This is a genomic window from Oribacterium sp. KHPX15, from assembly GCF_900107835.1.
In the GTDB taxonomy this organism is placed as follows: Bacteria; Bacillota; Clostridia; order Lachnospirales; family Lachnospiraceae; genus Oribacterium.
Genome location: NZ_FNRG01000003.1, coordinates 191,355 through 207,587, shown reverse-complemented (window position 1 = coordinate 207,587; position 16,233 = coordinate 191,355). Strand labels below are relative to the sequence as shown.

The following is a 16,233-nucleotide window of genomic DNA, read 5'->3' as shown; positions in this document are numbered from 1 at the left end:
TTTTAAACGTTCATATCCTTTTTTTAAATAAACATATATCTTGATTATAATGACAATTGCAGAAAAAGTAAAGCGCTTTCTTAGTCAATTTGCAATATACTTCAAAATATGAAACCACTTACAATTGTGATATTAGACAAATGTATATAAAGACGTTGTAATATATCCAAAAGACCATCTCAACGCCGGAGTTATCCACCGGGGACGGTTCTCGCCTGCGGATAGATAAAAAAGAATCAGAGGCTGTTTCACCTCTGATTCTTAAATAGCAAACTTAATATATGAGCATCAACCGCGGGATGTTTTTTTAACATGGGTTACAAGCTTCATAATACAAACCATGTCTATAAATAACGCGACCGCTATACTGCTTATTCCCCAAGCTATTCCGTAATTCTCTGCGATCAGGCCTATGATCGCCGGCATTATGATGGATCCCAGGCTGGCGATGGTCAGAATGAAGCTCCATGCCAGACTGTACTTCTTTATGATTTCTCCGGCAAATGAAACCGTTGTGGCATAAATCCCCGCCATGGAATATCCGAAGCCCATGATTCCGATAATGATAGGTGCGGTTGTTTTTGAAATGATAAGGACCAGGAAGAAAACAACTATGCCTATACCCATTACGGGAAGAAGGTTTTCTTTCCTATACTTTGTCGAGAGCCATGCCACCGTAAGTCTTCCGGCCAGGATCATTATCCAGAGTATGCTTGCGGTTACCTGAGAAAGATTTGGATTCAGAAGTCCGGTATCCTTGAAGTAGGTTATCATCCAGCCGATGACTCCTGTTTCTGCGCATAAATAGAAAAACAAGGTTGCGGTGCATATGTAAAACAACGGCTCTTTGAAAAAGCCTAAGGTCTCTCTTACCTTATCTTTGGCATCCGTCTCGCCACTGTATGTTTTTTTATCATCATCCTCAGGGATGATAAAATATAAAATCCAGGCTATCACTCCTACTATCGTAAGAAACCAGCAGGCATAAACCCAGTACCCATTGTTTGCTCTGGTGAAAAGCATCAGCACAAGCGGGAATACAAAAGCTCCCACGGCAAAGCAGGCATGCAGGCAGTTCAGAACCCAGGCTATTCCCGGTGCTATGGAGTTGATCTTCACATTGCAATAATTACTGCATGCACCTCTCGCAAGTCCCGTAGCCAGAAATGCAAAGGCCAGAAGAGATCTGTTTCCCGAAAGCATTAACAGAACGGATATCGGAAAGAATGTCTCAAACAGAAGTATGCTTTTCTTCCTTCCGATCATCACGGCAAGTGTCCCGGCGAAGAATCCGGATATCAGATTCCCCACCGAATGAAGACTTACAATGAGTCCACAAAATGCATAGTCAAGACCATTGGCCTCTCTCAGAAACGGGAGCAGCGATCCGGTGGAAAGTGCCAGCATTCCGTTTGCGATAAAAGCCCCGCAGCATAATATAAATTGTTTTTTCTTTATTGCATCATCGTTCATAAGTACTTTCTGACAGCCTCTCTTTTTTCAAAAAATATGTCCCTAATCATATCATATCTTTTGACATTATCAAAAGTGCCCGGTTTCCCCGGGCACAATGAACTAAATACTATGTCCATACTGTTAGTGATTCAATGTCTCCCAGAAGGAAGGCACTTATTTCCACCAATACACTGAATGATGTAAAAACATTTGGTCGGGCGGCTGTATTCACTTTAAATATATTTCCTCACATTGCTGCCCTGTAAATCTTTTCAACCGCTGCAGCGTCCAGCGGACGAATTCTTGAAAGCTTCATGGTGTCCTTCATGGTGGCATCCATGGCAAGGTCTCTGAAATCCTCATCTGTAGGTTTAACTCCAAGCTCTGTGAGGCTTACAGGCATGTTTATGGATCTGAAGAAATCTTCTGTCTTTTCGATGCCTTCCTTCGCAGCCTTCAGATCATCAGTCTCCGTTACGTTCCAGACTTTTCTTGCGAATCTTGCAAATCTAGGTAATGCTCCCTCATAGAGTTCCCTTGCCCAGGTTCCCCAAACCGCAGAGAGGGATGCACCGTGTGTAACGTCATACTTTGCGGATAATGCATGACCGATCTTATGTACCGAGAAATCCTTGCCTCTTCCGCACTCCGTAAGGTTATTGTGTGAAAGACTGGAAGCCCAGAATACCTCACCCATTGCATCAAAATCATTTGGATCTTCCATCACCTTTGCGCCGTTGCTGACCACTGTACGGATAAGGCCCTCTGCTATTTCATCTGTAAGGTCTGCCTTGATATCCGGTATGAAATAGCGTTCCATGGTATGCATCATTATATCCACAACACCTGCCGCAATCTGATTCTTCGGAAGTGTTGCAGCAAGAGCCGGATTCATAATGGCAAAACGGCATCTGTTGAAATCAGTGTTAATGCCTCCCTTTTTGCCGATCTCTTCGTTTGTAAGAACCGCCGAATCACTCATCTCACTTCCTGCCGCCGCGATAGTAAGCACGGCACCAACAGGCAATGATTTCTCAAGGGGAACCTTCTTTGTCCAGATGTCCCAGAGCTTGTATTCAGGATTTGCAGTACCATGGGCAATGGCTTTGGCTGTATCTATGGCACTTCCGCCGCCTACAGCGATAACTATATCGGCACCATAGGCTAATGCTTCCTTAACACCTTCTTCCGCATGAGCAAGTGTGGGATTTGGCTTTGCTCCGCCATATTCTTTATAGTCTACTCCTGCTTCAGTCAGTGATTTTTCAACTCTGTCCAGGAGTCCGCTTTTCTTTACACTGTTCTTTCCGAAAACAAGTAATGCTTTTTTCCCGTATTTCTTTGCAGTCTCACCGGTTTCCTTCTCTGCATCTTTTCCGAATACCACTTCTGTTGGTGCATAGTACTTGAAATTGTTCATTATTAAATCCCCCTTCATTCTATAGAATCCTTTCGGATTATTTTTAACAGTTCAAATATTGCGTAAAATAAAAATAGGATGTGAATGTCAAAAGACGTCCACATCCTATTATATCGCTTTATTATCAATTTGAAATATTTTTTATTTCTCCGATATTAATAAAACATTATTTCTTTTTGACTTCAATAAATATTCTCACTCTGCTCTGAAATCTATAGCCTCTTCCGGATCCAGCGGCGGTGAGAAATAGTAACCCTGGATGGTATCAGCATTAAACTCACGAAGCTTGTCATACTGCCACTCTTGCTCAACACCTTCTATGGTTATGCTCTTACCCATATCATGTACAAGCCGGATAACATCTTTGATAAAATCTTCTTTTCCTTCGCAGAGATAAGTATCTACCAGTGACTTATCGAGCTTTACATCATCTACCGGAACATAAGTAAGGTAAGCAAGTGACGAATAGCCGGTTCCGAAATCATCAAGCAGAAGTATAACTCCGAGGTTTCTGAAGCTCTCAAACAGCTCTTTTGTGATGGTAGTCTCCTCCATCAAAAGACTTTCTGTTATCTCAATCTGCACATACTTTGGATCTACATTATATTCTTTCAGTAAGGCTTCGAGATACTTACAGTAATCAGTGTCATTTATCTGTCTACTGGAGAAATTGATGGATATGGGCTTGATATCCTTCCCCATCTTTTGCCACTCGCCAAGCTGTTTAACCACAAGCTTTGTAATAAGTCTTCCGAGTCTTGAAGTCCATCCGCTCTTCTCTATGACCGGAATAAACTGTCCCGGGCCATACTTTGAATCCCTTAGTCTTACAAGTGCTTCGTAGCCGATGACCTCCTTTGTCTGGGCGGAAACCTTTGGCTGGTACTTCATATAGAATCCGTCATTGTCAAAGGCCTTCAGGAAGGAATCCTTGATCCTGGATTCTTCAATGACCTTCTGCTTCATGTCATCCTCATAAATAAATACCATGTTCTTGCCGCGATTCTTTGCTTCATACATTGCAATTTCCGCGTTGATGACATGCTGTTCGGGAGGTGTTTCACCGTCTGAATTGGATATACCTACACTTGCTGACATTACCACATTGCCGCTGCCTATTGACAGGGGTTTTGAAAAGATATTCATAATGTCATCAACCAAAGGAGATTCTTTATTCAGAATCTTACCTTCTGCGAACATTATAAACTCATCTCCACCATACCTTCCTAAGGTCATACCGTTCTTTTCGGCAAATTTACGAAGAGCCTTTGCTATATCTTTGAGCAGATTGTCACCAACATCGTGGCCGTAATTCTCGTTGATATCCTTAAACCCGTCAAGATCCAGCATTATAACCGTGAATTCCTGATCGGTTGTCAGGGTGCTGTTCAGATTATCAACTATGGCACGTCTGTTAAGGAGACCCAGAAGATCGTCATGCTCGGCCTGATAAATTAACTTTATCTGTGAATTTACAAGCTGTGCTTTGGAAGCTTTCAGGGCTATTACATTTTGCTTTTCCTGCTCAAATGCCATCAATAAGGATCCCATAAAGGACAGCATGGAGACTATGATAAGTACAGCTACAGGAAGCATATTTTTATATACTTCCACAAAGGATTCAGGCTTATTTATATATATAGTATCCTTGGGAAGCAGATTCTCAGACAGCCCGTACAGCTTAAGTACCATATAATTGTACTGGGTGATGCTCGGGGTATATAAAGATAACTCATAGGTTGAGATATCTGCCCCGTTATTCAGAACTTCAGCAATGATCTCTGCGGCATTTCTTGTCTGGACCGTAAAGTCCATATAAGTTCCGCCCAGAACTCCGTATTCTCTTCCTTCCGCGTAAGGTCTGAAAATGGGGGCCTTGACATTATTCACGATTAAACTGGTGGTTTCAAAAAGTGAATGCCTTTCACCATTTCTATCATCATAACAGGTCATGAAGAAGAATATGGCATCCTCCGGAACTTTTTTTAAAGCTTCAAGTATAGCTGTGGGTTCCAGTTCCGTTGAAGTAATGGCATGGAAATCATACTCAGGATATCTCCCCCTGTATGACAGGAATTTTTCAAGATCGGCCTTTCCAGCCGGAGAAGTATCGCATATTGCATATAATTTCTTCTTTTCCGGGAAAAGAGTTATGGCTTCTTCGAAGGTGTCCGCAAAATAATCCAGTTCATAGAAGCCGGTCATCATCGGATTGGCCTCTGCCTGCTTCGCCAGATCCAGACTATTGATACCGAAAAACACCATGGGAAGTCCTTTAAACAGCTCTTCCTGATGTTCGAGGGCAAACTTAAGTGCGGCATCATCTCCCAGGAGGATCGCCTCATAGTGCATTACATCATTATTGTATCTTTTGCTGAAATATTTATAGAACTCATCTATATCCATGTCACTGCCATATATTTTCGTATCCATATAGCAGATATCAAATTCTATATCATTGCTATAGAGTCCATCTTCTATACCTCTGATCTGATCTTTATAGGTATAATACATGGGATCATAGGATGAAAGAAAAAGTACCTTATGCTTAACCTTATCAGGTCCTTTCTGATATCCGGGAATAAACTCACTTTTTATTTCGAAAGCAAGCTGAACAAGGGCCAGTATCATACATACTGCCCCTATCAAAGCAAAAAACATCTTATAAAACTTGTAAATCTTATTTCTATCCATATGTTGTCTGTTCAATCCTGTATTTAATGAAAATCTTATAAATAGAAAGTCAGATCCTCATTTATGCATACATAGAAATAACTTTTCTTCTATAGTACTGTAGTTTTTATCGACAGATTTTTATATATAATTAGCAGATTTATATAATTAAAAATCTACTGAACGTGAAATATGCTATATTAGCTAAGGATATTTTAATCTGGGAAAGCTCCCGACCGGAACGGAAGAACTGAATACTGAAATGGAAAAACTGAATACCGGTTTGACTTTGATCTTATATGAATAGATGACTTTGGTTCAATATATGAAAGGTAAAATAAGTGGAAAAATTATTTGATATAAATGAAGAAGGCTTCAGCATTCGTTGCAAGCTCTATTTTGACAAAACTCCTCATGATCTGAAACACATCGTACTGGCAACCTATGGCTTCGGCGGAAACAAGGACAATAAAGCTATTGAGAAATTTGCGGACAGGATTACTACCAAGTACAAAGGCTTCGGCGTTGTCTGCTTTGACTGGCCCTGCCACGGAAAGGATGCCCGGAATAAATTGATAATTGATGAATGTCTGGAATACATGCGACTTGTTACAGAGCATATCCGGAACGAAATGGGAGCCGATGAAGTTTACAATTATTCTTCAAGTTTCGGCGCCTATATTACCCTGAGATATCTTCATGAAAAAGGGGATAATTCCTTTAAGAGAATCGTATTCCGGTGTCCTGCCATAAAGCTCTACGATTCCATGACCTCCCGGATCACCGATGATGACTGGACGGTTCTCAACAAAGGAAAGGAAATCCTCCGGGGCTACGACAGGAAGATCAAAATCTCTTTGGAGTTTCTCGATGATCTGAAAATTCATGATGTCAGCACCTGGGACTTCATGGACTACGCCGACGAGATCCTCATGATCCACGGCACAAAGGATGAAATGGCCCCCATAGAGGTCGCAAGGGAATTCTCCGAGAATAACGTCATCGAACTTATTGAAGTGGAAAATGCCGACCACCCATTCTCAAACCCACAGTACATGGACTTCGCAATTCAGAAGATCCAGGAATTTTTCAGTCCGGAATAGTAGCTAAACCTGTGAAATCCATTGGAAAGCCAGCGTCAAGGATGACTCAAAACATATGATTTCAAAAGTGAGTCAAAACAGCCGGGGCATGATGCCCCGGCTGAGATTTTATCTGTTATTAATCATTTCTGGATACATATCATGTTTTGTGAGTCTGTCCCAGGCCACCTTTTCCCACTCGGTGCCCTTCTTGCCATAGTTGCAGTACGGATCGATGGAAAGTCCGCCTCTGGGAAGGAACTTGCCCCAAACCTCGATGTACTTCGGGTCCATAAGCTTGATAAGATCCTTCATGATCACGTTGACCACATCCTCATGGAAATCGCCGTGATTTCTGAATGAGAATAGATAAAGCTTCAGGCTCTTGCTCTCTACCATCTTCTTCCCCGGTACATAAGATATGTAAATAGTCGCAAAATCCGGCTGACCTGTGATAGGACAGAGTGATGTAAATTCCGGACAGTTGAACTTTACAAAATAGTCATTCTCCGGATGCTTGTTATCAAAGCTCTCAAGCACTGACGGATCATACTCGTACTTATATTTTACCTGCTGGTTTCCCAGTAATGTTAAACCTTCGTTTTCTCTCATTGTTTACCTCGCCACTCTTATTTCTATAATCAGACCTTTTTGGAGTCTTCCGTTTAATCCCCTCTTCAAACCTTTATTCCGCCAAAAGCGGATCTACAACTCCGTTTGCCTCAAATGCTGCCTCACGGTCTATGCAGGTTCCGCACTTTCTGCAGGGCTTATCCCCTCCTTCATAGCAGGACCAGGTAAGCTCGTAGGGGACCTTCAGGTCAAGTCCGATCTTTACCACATCTTTCTTAGTGATATTTACAAAGGGAGCCTCGATTTTCAGCTGATGGCCTGAACCTTCCCAGATAGCAGCACTCATATGCTCATTAAATACCGGCGAGCAGTCAGGATAAGCACTTCCTGCCGCATCATCGGAATGTGCGCCGTAATAAATCACGCCGCAGTCTTTACTGAGAGCAAGACTTGCTGCCGAAGAAAGGAACAAACCGTTTCTGAAAGGAACATAAGTGCTTACAGGAACTTTTCCACCGGTCTCCTCGATCTGCTTTGCATAAGATTCCTCAGGAATCTCCTCTGTTGACTGCTTAAGAAGAGAGCAATTGCTGTATTCAAAAATCTTTTTAAGATCAAGAAACAGATGCTCTACCCCATAGTGCTTCGCTACCGCGGTGGCTGCATTAACCTCTTTGTCATGCTTCTGGCCGTAGGAAACAGTTAATGCTATGACATTATCCTTTCCATATTTATCTACTGCCATACCGAGGGCTGTGGTGGAATCCACCCCTCCGCTTAATAGAACCATTGCTTTCATAAAATCTCCTTTTCTATCTCAGATACATCTGGAGGCTCGGGTCTGTTTTGAACTCGCCTCTAAGCTCAGCGGTAAAGGTCTTAGTGTTATGCTTTTTGATTCCTCTTGCTGTCACGCAGCTGTGGCAGCCCTCAATAGTTACTGCAACATCTTCGCTGCCGGTTATCTCGATCATTATATCCGCGATGTCCTTGCCGATCTTTTCCTGAAGCTGAAGGCGTCTGCCTACCATATCACAGACTCTTGCGATCTTGGATAGTCCCACTACCTTGCCCTTCGGCACGTAGGCAACATTAACCTTCATATCGTACATGAGGGCAAGATGATGCTCGCAGTAGGAGAAAATGTCTATGTCCTTCATAACCACAACCCTGCCAACACTGCTTGTACCCTGAAGATCCTCTTCAAAAGACTTGTCAAACATCTCGGCAATCTCATGATTTGTATAATTCATGCCTTCAAAAACTTCTGCATACATCTCGGCAACCCGCTTGGGAGTCTCCAGGAGACCCTCTCTGTTCGGATCATCACCAAGGGCGATCAGAATACCGCGTATATGCTCTTCTATAGCTTTTTTATCTATCATTTAAACACCTCTTTTATTGGGATCCCAGATTACCTTGTGAAGCTGTATCTGAAGTCTCACATCATTCATGTTGTTTTTTATCATATAATCAACCATGTCCACCGGCTCAATGCTTCCGAATACAGGACTAAGGTAGGTGTGGCATCTGTTTGTAAGATCATAGGTCTCTATGATGTTTTTTGCTCTATCCAGATCCTCGATACTTCCGGAAACGAACTTAACAGTATCCTGTTTATCCAGGAGCTCAAAGTTGCTGTGAAGCATCCGGCTTTCACATTTACTTCCCGGAAGCTTGTAGTCCATGGTAAACACAGGCCTTTTAGACTTTGTGGATAGAATTCTGCCGTTTTCTTCTGAACCGCCCATAGCTGCCTTGTTCTCACTATCAGAAACCGAATTCCGTATAAACGGCTTCAGATCCACCGCCCCGTTGGTTTCGATCTCCACTCTGAGGTCTGAATCCAGCAGCAAATCTATAAGCCTGTCAACGCCCTCCTGTAGCAGCGGTTCTCCACCGGTGAGGGTGACATTCTTCACTCCCGTTGATTTTACATAATCAAGGATCTCTTCCTGTGACATCTCCGTAAACGGACAGTCCTTCTCATTGGCCCACATGGTATCGCAATAACTGCATGCCAGATTGCAGCCTTTAAAACGTATAAATACCGCAAGCTCACCGGCTCTCGTTCCCTCGCCGTTAATGCTTACAAATTTCTCAACAACCTTCATTCGTTAGCCCTCATAGCAAGCACAGTTATTTGGAGTTTCATATACAGAAACCCTGTTAACATCAAATCCGGAAGCCTCAACACTATCATAAAAGAACTTTGAGAAGTTCTCCGCCGTAGGTCTGAAAGGAACTGCATTCAGCCTGAAGTCCTCATCAAGAAGTGCCTTAACAGTTGCTTCCTTTAATGAACCTTCTTCATATATAAGTGTGTGATCAAACTTGTCACAAAGCTCCTTCACAATCTTTTTCAGATCCGAAAAGTCCACCAGCATTCCCCTGGTCTGAGTTTCTTCACTAAGCTTATCTCCCTTTATCTCCACCACAACTCTCCATCTGTGTCCATGGATATTGCTGCATTTTCCTTCATAGCCCTTTAGAAAATGAGCGGCATCAAAGCTTGATTCCGATTTAAGATAAAACATAAATTCTCCCATCGATTAAGATTTAACTGCAAAAAAATAGCTCTGCATACGCAGAGCTACACAAAATCCAAATACATAAAGAGGCCGGTATAAACCAATCCTCTATAAAGATCCTCTATTATAAACTGGTATATATAGACGGATCATCACATATTTAAAAAGGTAGTCCTGGTTTTGTTTAGTGACAGGAAGGTACAAATGAACTGTCATTTTTAGTTTTCGAAGCTGTATCATACCACTGAAATCAGAACCGGTCAACCACCAGGAGATATTATATTATAAGCATGCATCTATCTTTTAAAAATCAATTATAGAAGTAGGTGCCCGCCGGCTTCGGCGTACGGTATGACACTTTACTGTATTCGGATATCCGTGATCGCCACCTGATTTCCGGTGATGGCGGCGTAAACCTTCTTGTTGCCGTCCCGGATCCTGGTGATATTTTCGATGAAAATTCCGAGATTTTCAGAATCCAGTGTCACACGGTTGCCACGGCGCAGCAGAACAACCTCATACTCCACTCCGTCCTTATTGAGACGCTTCCAGTCTTCCCAGTTGGTAAAGACCTCTGTCTTTCTCATGGTGAACTTGTTCTCGGCATACTCATCGGAATTCTCATTTTCACCATTCAGCTTGATAAGAGCATATTCATGATAACCTTTACCGTTTATCTTTTTGTCCTCAGATGTATAAATGACTATATAAGGACAGTCCCAGACAAGGCTTGCGGAAGGAAGACTCATTGAGTGGAATCTTAACTGTGTCCAGTCCTTGATCTCAATTGCTGCGGTTGAAGCAGATCTGTTACGATCCACCTGAACATTGGGCATATCCGAGGACAGTCTGTCGATATAGCTTACCTCCTCTGCGATACGCGGGATATCCCCCTCCTTAACACTGTCTTCGGTCTGCTCCACCTCGATATCGTAGATGCAACAGTTTTCACCGGTAAGACCCAGGAACGAGAGCTTTGATTTACTCGGAAGTGCAACTATGGCATCAACTGTACTTTCGGCACTTCTCAGCTGCAGCTTGATATGATCCTCATATCTTCCCATAACGATCTCATAGAAATGTTCCGCAGTATCTTTGTCGGCAGTAGCCGCACTGTCTGAAGTTTCCATATCGTCCCGATGTGACCGGCTGTATACATAAGTATTTTCAGTAAGCTTCACCTCGGTATTTCTGGCTCCGGTTGAGATGATGTGCCCATCAAACCACAGTTCACCATACTCGTAATATTTATACGCTTCGATGGATTTTGCATTGCTGTGGATATGTCTGTCAAAGGATTCAAACAGTATGATGGAGGGTAATGCTGTTCCCTTGTCCTTATCAAATGCCGTACATTTGAATCTCAGCTTACTTATATCATTGGATATAGGTATGCCCACAGTAACATTGTCTCTGTATTTCTCACACTTAAGCTCTTTTTCGATGGTGGCATCGGTTCCGTCCAGAAGTTCTCTGCTTTCAGAATCTATTATCTGTATCATGATCTGTGAAAACTCAGGATCAAACTGTCCGCCGGATTCATTCAGAAGCTCTTCCCTGACTATCTGCATTGGAAGCGGCCCTCTGAAACGTTTTTCCGTCACCATGGCGTCATAGGAATTGGCCACGGAAATGATACGTGAGATCTCAGGTATCTGGGTCCCGGACAGTCCATCCGGATAACCCTTGCCATCATATCTTTCATAGCTGTAATGTGCTCCCTGACTGAGAAACGGATATTCTGTAATACTGGAAAGAATCTCCCAGCTCATAAGGGGCTTCTTTTTAACGATCTCATACTCCTCTTCAGTAAGGTTGTCGGTTTTTCCTATAAGACTGTCCGGAAGACCGATCATGCCGATATCATGTAGCAATGCCGCGTAATAGATCTTTTCACAATCCTCGTCATTTTTACCGCTTTGTTTTGCGATCTTTTTGGCGATATCAGCAACTCTTGCTGCATGGCCATGCAGGAATGGATCCTTTTTCTCTACTGCCGCAACAAAGGCATTGGCAGTCTGGTCAAACATTCTCTTCATACTCATCTTTTCCTGACGCAGACTTTCCATTTCCACTCTGTGGGCCCGCTCAACGAATTCATTCATATCCATGAGAACGAAGATATAGATGATCACCACCATTACAGAAAGACAGATGTTGATCATTGAAATACCATAAACAAAAAGCTGTATGACACTGGCTGCTATTGGCATTATGGAAAAAATCACAAGTGGAACAAAGAGTTTCTTTCTCAGACGACGGTAATGCTTAAGTACCACCGACAGCTCAAGTATAGCCATGAGGAACGGAACGATATAGCTGACGGCAAAGCCCGGGGATCTTACATAATAGTTGCTTTCATCAAACATGTAATAAAATCCGGTTATCTGGGAAACAATGATGAGAAGAATGCCTATGGCTGCCAGTTCATCATTAACGTACAGAACTCCGGGAACTTTTTCGGATCCGCCTTCGTGGGTGCACACATCCTTTATGTACTGGTTAACCGAAAAGATAACCCCTATAGTCATACTGAATACAAGGAAATTACTGATTCTGGTCATAAAAAAGCCCATTGAGTCAGCCTGTCCGCGATAAATATATGCAAATCTGTCAGCGAACAGGAGCACCATGGCAGAAAGCTCCATGCCTATAAGAGAAGCTTTTCTATGCACACTGATGAATCGGGAGATAAGACTGAAAAATGCAGTCATACCGCATATACTCCCGAGTGCCAGCATTATATTCAGTTGATGTGCTGCAATTAATTCAATCATAAAACACCTTCCGGTATCATTCTTTTTGATCCGTATTCATGAGCTTCTGTTTGTCTTTTGGATTTTTTAACTCATCAATAACTTTACCTGTGTCCGGTTTCTCCACCATTTCCTCAGGGAGATGCTTAAGTACTGTCTTTTCAAGTATCAGACTGTCTATAGGCTTGGTGAGCCTTCCGTTAAAACCTCTGGAGATATAATATTCTTCACTTAGGCTTGTGTTGGCTGTAAGTACGTAGACCGGAAGCTCAGGATACTTTTCCCTTATCTTCTCAAGAGTTTCCATACCGTCCATGCCCGGCATCATATGATCCAGGAGGACGATATTGAATCTGGTCTCCTTCAGTTTTTCGAGACATTCCTCTCCGCTTGAAGCGGTGGTAACAAATATCTTGGTTGGCTTCAAAAGCCCCTTTATGACACTTAGGTTCGTTGGAGTGTCATCAACCACCAGAACATCCGCATCCGGTGCTATAAACTGAGGAACATACTGACCCTTTATAATATCCTCTTCATTTTCAAGGAATGCTCCCATGGGCGAAGCATCCATTATCTTCTGCTGTACGGTAAAGATAAACTCTGAGCCTTTTCCATATGTACTCTTACAGATCAGATTGCCTCCCATAAGCTCGGCAAATCTCTTTGAGATATCCAGGCCAAGTCCCATCCCCTGCATATTGTTCTTTGAGTCCTTTACCAGACGCTCATAAGCCGTGAACAGCCTGTCCTGATCCTCTGCTTTGATTCCTATTCCCGTATCCTTAACGGAAAATACAAGGCTGCATACATCATCTTTACGTTCCGGCATATAAACCTTAAGCCTGAAGCCTCCCTTATCCGTGAACTTTACAGCATTGGTGAGAAGGTTCAATACTATCTCCTTTATCTTTCCGGAATCACCGTAAAGCTGTTTAGGTATCATCTCATCCACTTTTACATCGAAACTGAGCTCCTTCTCGGAACTTCTGACTCTTATCATGGAAACCACAGATTTCAGAAGATCTTTTACTTCATAGGATTGTTCGATAAGAGACATTTTTCCGGACTCGACTCTGGAAATATCCAGGAAATCATTGATTATGCTGAGGAGGGATTCAGAGGCATTTCTGATGTCCATGGCATAATTCATTATGGACATGGAATAATTCCTGGGTACTCCTTCCGTATCCTCCCTGAGAATCATTTCATCCATTCCCATTATAGTATCTATGGGGGTACGCAGCTCCTGAGTTATGTTGGCAAGGAATCGTGTCTTTGCACTGTTTGCACGGTCAGCCTCATCCTTTGCCAGAAGTATCTCATGGTACTGTTTTCTGATGATGGTATTATTCATGAAATGCCATACCAGAAGTCCCACAAAGACTGCTATGATGAGTATCCTGAGCAGCTTAATGATAAGAAGATCAGTCAGTTTCGGCTTCTTATATAGCCGGTAAACCACATCAGAAATTACGGTTCTTCCATCTTTTTCAAATACCTCCACATGAAGGTCATAGTTTCCGTATGGAAGATCTGTGTACTCCAGTGCATTTAGCTGACTTCTGTTTTCATAAACACCTTCATCGGATACTCCATGTAAATATACGTGAATAAGCGGATCTGCCATGGAATATTCAAAAATATCCGGAAGTATCCTTACACGGCTTACATCTGACGGAATGGTATAGAGCCCGTTATCATCCGGATATACCTTTGTGCCGTCACAGTCTATGCTTTCCAGACCTATCTTAACGTAGGAACTGCTTTGGTTCAGCTCTTTGATACCTGTTCTGATAACACCCTGTCTTCCCGCGATAAAAAGCTCTCCGTTACTGTTCATTGCACTGAAAGAATTACCCGTTATGGCATAAGGCATTCCGTTTTTAACAGTATAGAGATCATATTCATTGATGGAATCGGAAAGCATTTCCCTGTCGTCAACGATGTAGAGTCCCAATGATGACAGGACATAAAGTTTATCTCCCTCATCAAAGTAAATGTCATAGTTATTGCTGTAAGGAAAGCTTGAGACATGCTTCAGGACTCCGTCCTTTATGTACTGAACAGAGTTTGAGGTTATGACCCAGATAACGTTTCTTTCGCTATCTTCCTTTATTCGGAGGATAACATCACTGGTGAGTCCATCTTCACGGGTAATGTTTGTAACCTTATCATTTTCTATCACAAAAATACCGCCGCCATCGGTACCAAGGTAGACTTTGCCATCGGCACATTGCGCCAGTGTAAGAATGACTCCGTTTGTGAGTCCTTCCTTTGCTCCGAATGTTTTGGTCACCTTGCCGTCACTGATGACCGCCATTCCTTCATTAGTACCAACCAGTATATCTCCGTTTCCGGCTTCGGTTGTGCATCTTATTTCTTCAGACGGAAGACCGTCCTTTTTTGTATAGGCAGTAATGAGTCCCGAAGGTTCTCTTTTTACAAGACCCATTCCGTTTGTATAAACCGATACCCAGACATTGCTTTTTGAATCCTTCAGGATATTTCTGATCCTGTTTTTTCCCAGGAATCCTGTAAGCTCATCATTTAAAAGTTTTCCTGTTTTATCGATAACCTTATAGCCGCCGTCGTAGCCTATGTGTATATTGTTGTTTACCAGGCAGACTGCATTAACTGCGCCTTCATTTACTCCGGTATCCTCAGTAAGGTCAATGAAGTTGTTGGAAACAAGCTTCATGACTCCCTGCTTTGAGGATACGAACCAGAGATTACCCTGATAATCAGCTGTCATCTTTTCGAGACCGCTATGGAATTTTATATTGGAGAGTACCTGAAGCTTGTGTGAATCATCAAGATACCCTACCGTATCCGAAGACATAACCCAGATCCTGCCGCAGTTATAGCTTATCCAGTGAGCATTGGAAATGGGGGCAATTGATATCCGCTCCATTTTACCGTCTGAAGCCCCGAAATCCCCATAGTAAACCTCGGAATTTTCGGTCAGGATGTAGATTTTCCCATCATTCTTCGGGTCCGGTAATATTGATGAAATATCGTCTATGTTAAATTCTTCACCGGTATGGACTTCCGACAAAGAACCGTCTTTGATGGTAAAAATGATTCCTCCAAAAGTAAGACCGTAAACCTTACCGCCTGTGGTTCTTGAAAGCTGTAAGATGCGGTGGCTTTCTATTCTTTCGTCCGAAAGCCTTCTTACTCTTCCGTCAAGATCTATGTATACGAGTCCCCCTACGGTTCCGATGTAGACATTACCATTACTGTCCTCTGTAAACGTACGGGCTGAGGAGGATGGCAGTCCTTCCTTATAGGTGTAGTGAGTACTGTTTTCTCCATCAACGACAACCACCCCGTTATCATTGGTTCCAACCCATATCCTGCCTTTACTGTCTTCAAATATATCTCTACCGCTGGTGAGACCGCCGGTGGAATCCAGTCTCTCAAATCTCTGTCCGTCATAGCGCAGTACACCGCTGTATCCGCCTAACCAGATATGCCCGTCCGAGGCACTTAGGATACACATGGCATCGGAAGTGGGAAGCCCGTTTGTTGCATCGTAAACCTCGGTTGTGTATGACATTCCGGCCACCTGTCCCGACGCAGCGTAACCTCCGCCTATCTTGACCGGGGCACCTTCGGGCACACTGCTCCCCGCTTCGGCAGCTGATGCCTTAAGGCCACAAAAACCAAAGACGACCATACATAGTACAGTCACCAATATCTTCAGTTTGTTTTTTACCGGATACATCATGAGCATCATTACT

The 16,233-nt window shown here is 42.8% G+C and carries 11 protein-coding genes; 1 reads left to right on the top strand and 10 read right to left on the bottom strand.

The window, feature by feature from the left end; all coding sequences use genetic code 11:
• Positions 1-288: 288 nt before the first annotated feature.
• The 3 genes from BLV86_RS03525 to BLV86_RS03515 form a co-directional block, all read right to left on the bottom strand.
• Complete coding sequence (locus BLV86_RS03525; protein WP_090815142.1) at positions 289-1,473, bottom strand: MFS transporter; 1,185 nt, start codon at positions 1,471-1,473, stop codon at positions 289-291.
• 229 nt (positions 1,474-1,702) lie between these two features.
• Positions 1,703-2,875: an iron-containing alcohol dehydrogenase gene (locus tag BLV86_RS03520; protein WP_090815141.1), complete on the bottom strand. Its 1,173-nt coding sequence runs from the start codon at positions 2,873-2,875 to the stop codon at positions 1,703-1,705.
• Positions 2,876-3,070: 195 nt separating this feature from the next.
• The gene (locus BLV86_RS03515; RefSeq protein WP_090815140.1) at positions 3,071-5,569 is read right to left on the bottom strand and encodes a GGDEF domain-containing phosphodiesterase; all 2,499 of its coding nucleotides are present in this window, start codon (positions 5,567-5,569) and stop codon (positions 3,071-3,073) included.
• 320 nt (positions 5,570-5,889) lie between these two features.
• On the opposite strand from BLV86_RS03515, the gene BLV86_RS03510 reads away from it, so the two are divergent.
• On the top strand, positions 5,890-6,651 hold the full coding sequence (locus tag BLV86_RS03510; RefSeq protein ID WP_090815139.1) for an alpha/beta hydrolase family protein: 762 nt from the start codon (positions 5,890-5,892) through the stop codon (positions 6,649-6,651).
• 108 nt (positions 6,652-6,759) lie between these two features.
• Here BLV86_RS03510 and queF read toward each other — a convergent pair whose 3' ends face one another.
• From queF to BLV86_RS03475, 7 genes are all read right to left on the bottom strand, one after another.
• On the bottom strand, positions 6,760-7,242 hold the full coding sequence (gene queF, locus BLV86_RS03505; protein ID WP_090815138.1) for a preQ(1) synthase: 483 nt from the start codon (positions 7,240-7,242) through the stop codon (positions 6,760-6,762).
• Positions 7,243-7,315: 73 nt separating this feature from the next.
• The gene (gene queC, locus BLV86_RS03500; RefSeq protein WP_031555981.1) at positions 7,316-8,002 is read right to left on the bottom strand and encodes a 7-cyano-7-deazaguanine synthase QueC; all 687 of its coding nucleotides are present in this window, start codon (positions 8,000-8,002) and stop codon (positions 7,316-7,318) included.
• A gap of 13 nt (positions 8,003-8,015) precedes the next feature.
• Positions 8,016-8,588, bottom strand: a complete 573-nt coding sequence (folE, locus tag BLV86_RS03495; protein WP_031555977.1) for a GTP cyclohydrolase I — start codon at positions 8,586-8,588, stop codon at positions 8,016-8,018.
• On the bottom strand, positions 8,589-9,317 hold the full coding sequence (locus tag BLV86_RS03490) for a radical SAM protein (RefSeq protein WP_090815137.1): 729 nt from the start codon (positions 9,315-9,317) through the stop codon (positions 8,589-8,591).
• Positions 9,318-9,320: 3 nt separating this feature from the next.
• A complete protein-coding gene (gene queD, locus BLV86_RS03485) occupies positions 9,321-9,740 on the bottom strand; it encodes a 6-carboxytetrahydropterin synthase QueD (RefSeq protein ID WP_031555967.1) in 420 nt (139 codons plus the stop codon).
• Between the two features lie 353 nt (positions 9,741-10,093).
• Positions 10,094-12,511 (bottom strand): HD domain-containing phosphohydrolase, encoded by a 2,418-nt coding sequence (locus tag BLV86_RS03480; RefSeq protein WP_090815136.1) that lies wholly within the window; start codon positions 12,509-12,511, stop codon positions 10,094-10,096.
• A 16-nt stretch (positions 12,512-12,527) separates the two neighbouring features.
• Positions 12,528-16,220 carry an ATP-binding protein gene (locus tag BLV86_RS03475; RefSeq protein WP_175456432.1) on the bottom strand — a complete coding sequence of 1,231 codons (3,693 nt, stop codon included), beginning with the start codon at positions 16,218-16,220 and terminating at the stop codon, positions 12,528-12,530.
• Between the last annotated feature and the right edge of the window lie 13 nt (positions 16,221-16,233).

Bases quoted from the DNA above. Each gene is read 5' to 3' on its own strand.
- queC (WP_031555981.1), bottom strand. From the start codon at position 8,002: ATGAAAGCAATGGTTCTATTAAGCGGAGGGGTGGATTCCACCACAGCC.
- folE (WP_031555977.1), bottom strand. From the start codon at position 8,588: ATGATAGATAAAAAAGCTATAGAAGAGCATATACGCGGTATTCTGATC.
- queD (WP_031555967.1), bottom strand. From the start codon at position 9,740: ATGTTTTATCTTAAATCGGAATCAAGCTTTGATGCCGCTCATTTTCTA.
- BLV86_RS03475 (WP_175456432.1), bottom strand. From the start codon at position 16,220: ATGATGTATCCGGTAAAAAACAAACTGAAGATATTGGTGACTGTACTA.
- BLV86_RS03490 (WP_090815137.1), bottom strand. From the start codon at position 9,317: ATGAAGGTTGTTGAGAAATTTGTAAGCATTAACGGCGAGGGAACGAGA.
- BLV86_RS03515 (WP_090815140.1), bottom strand. From the start codon at position 5,569: ATGGATAGAAATAAGATTTACAAGTTTTATAAGATGTTTTTTGCTTTG.
- queF (WP_090815138.1), bottom strand. From the start codon at position 7,242: ATGAGAGAAAACGAAGGTTTAACATTACTGGGAAACCAGCAGGTAAAA.
- BLV86_RS03480 (WP_090815136.1), bottom strand. From the start codon at position 12,511: ATGATTGAATTAATTGCAGCACATCAACTGAATATAATGCTGGCACTC.
- BLV86_RS03520 (WP_090815141.1), bottom strand. From the start codon at position 2,875: ATGAACAATTTCAAGTACTATGCACCAACAGAAGTGGTATTCGGAAAA.
- BLV86_RS03525 (WP_090815142.1), bottom strand. From the start codon at position 1,473: ATGAACGATGATGCAATAAAGAAAAAACAATTTATATTATGCTGCGGG.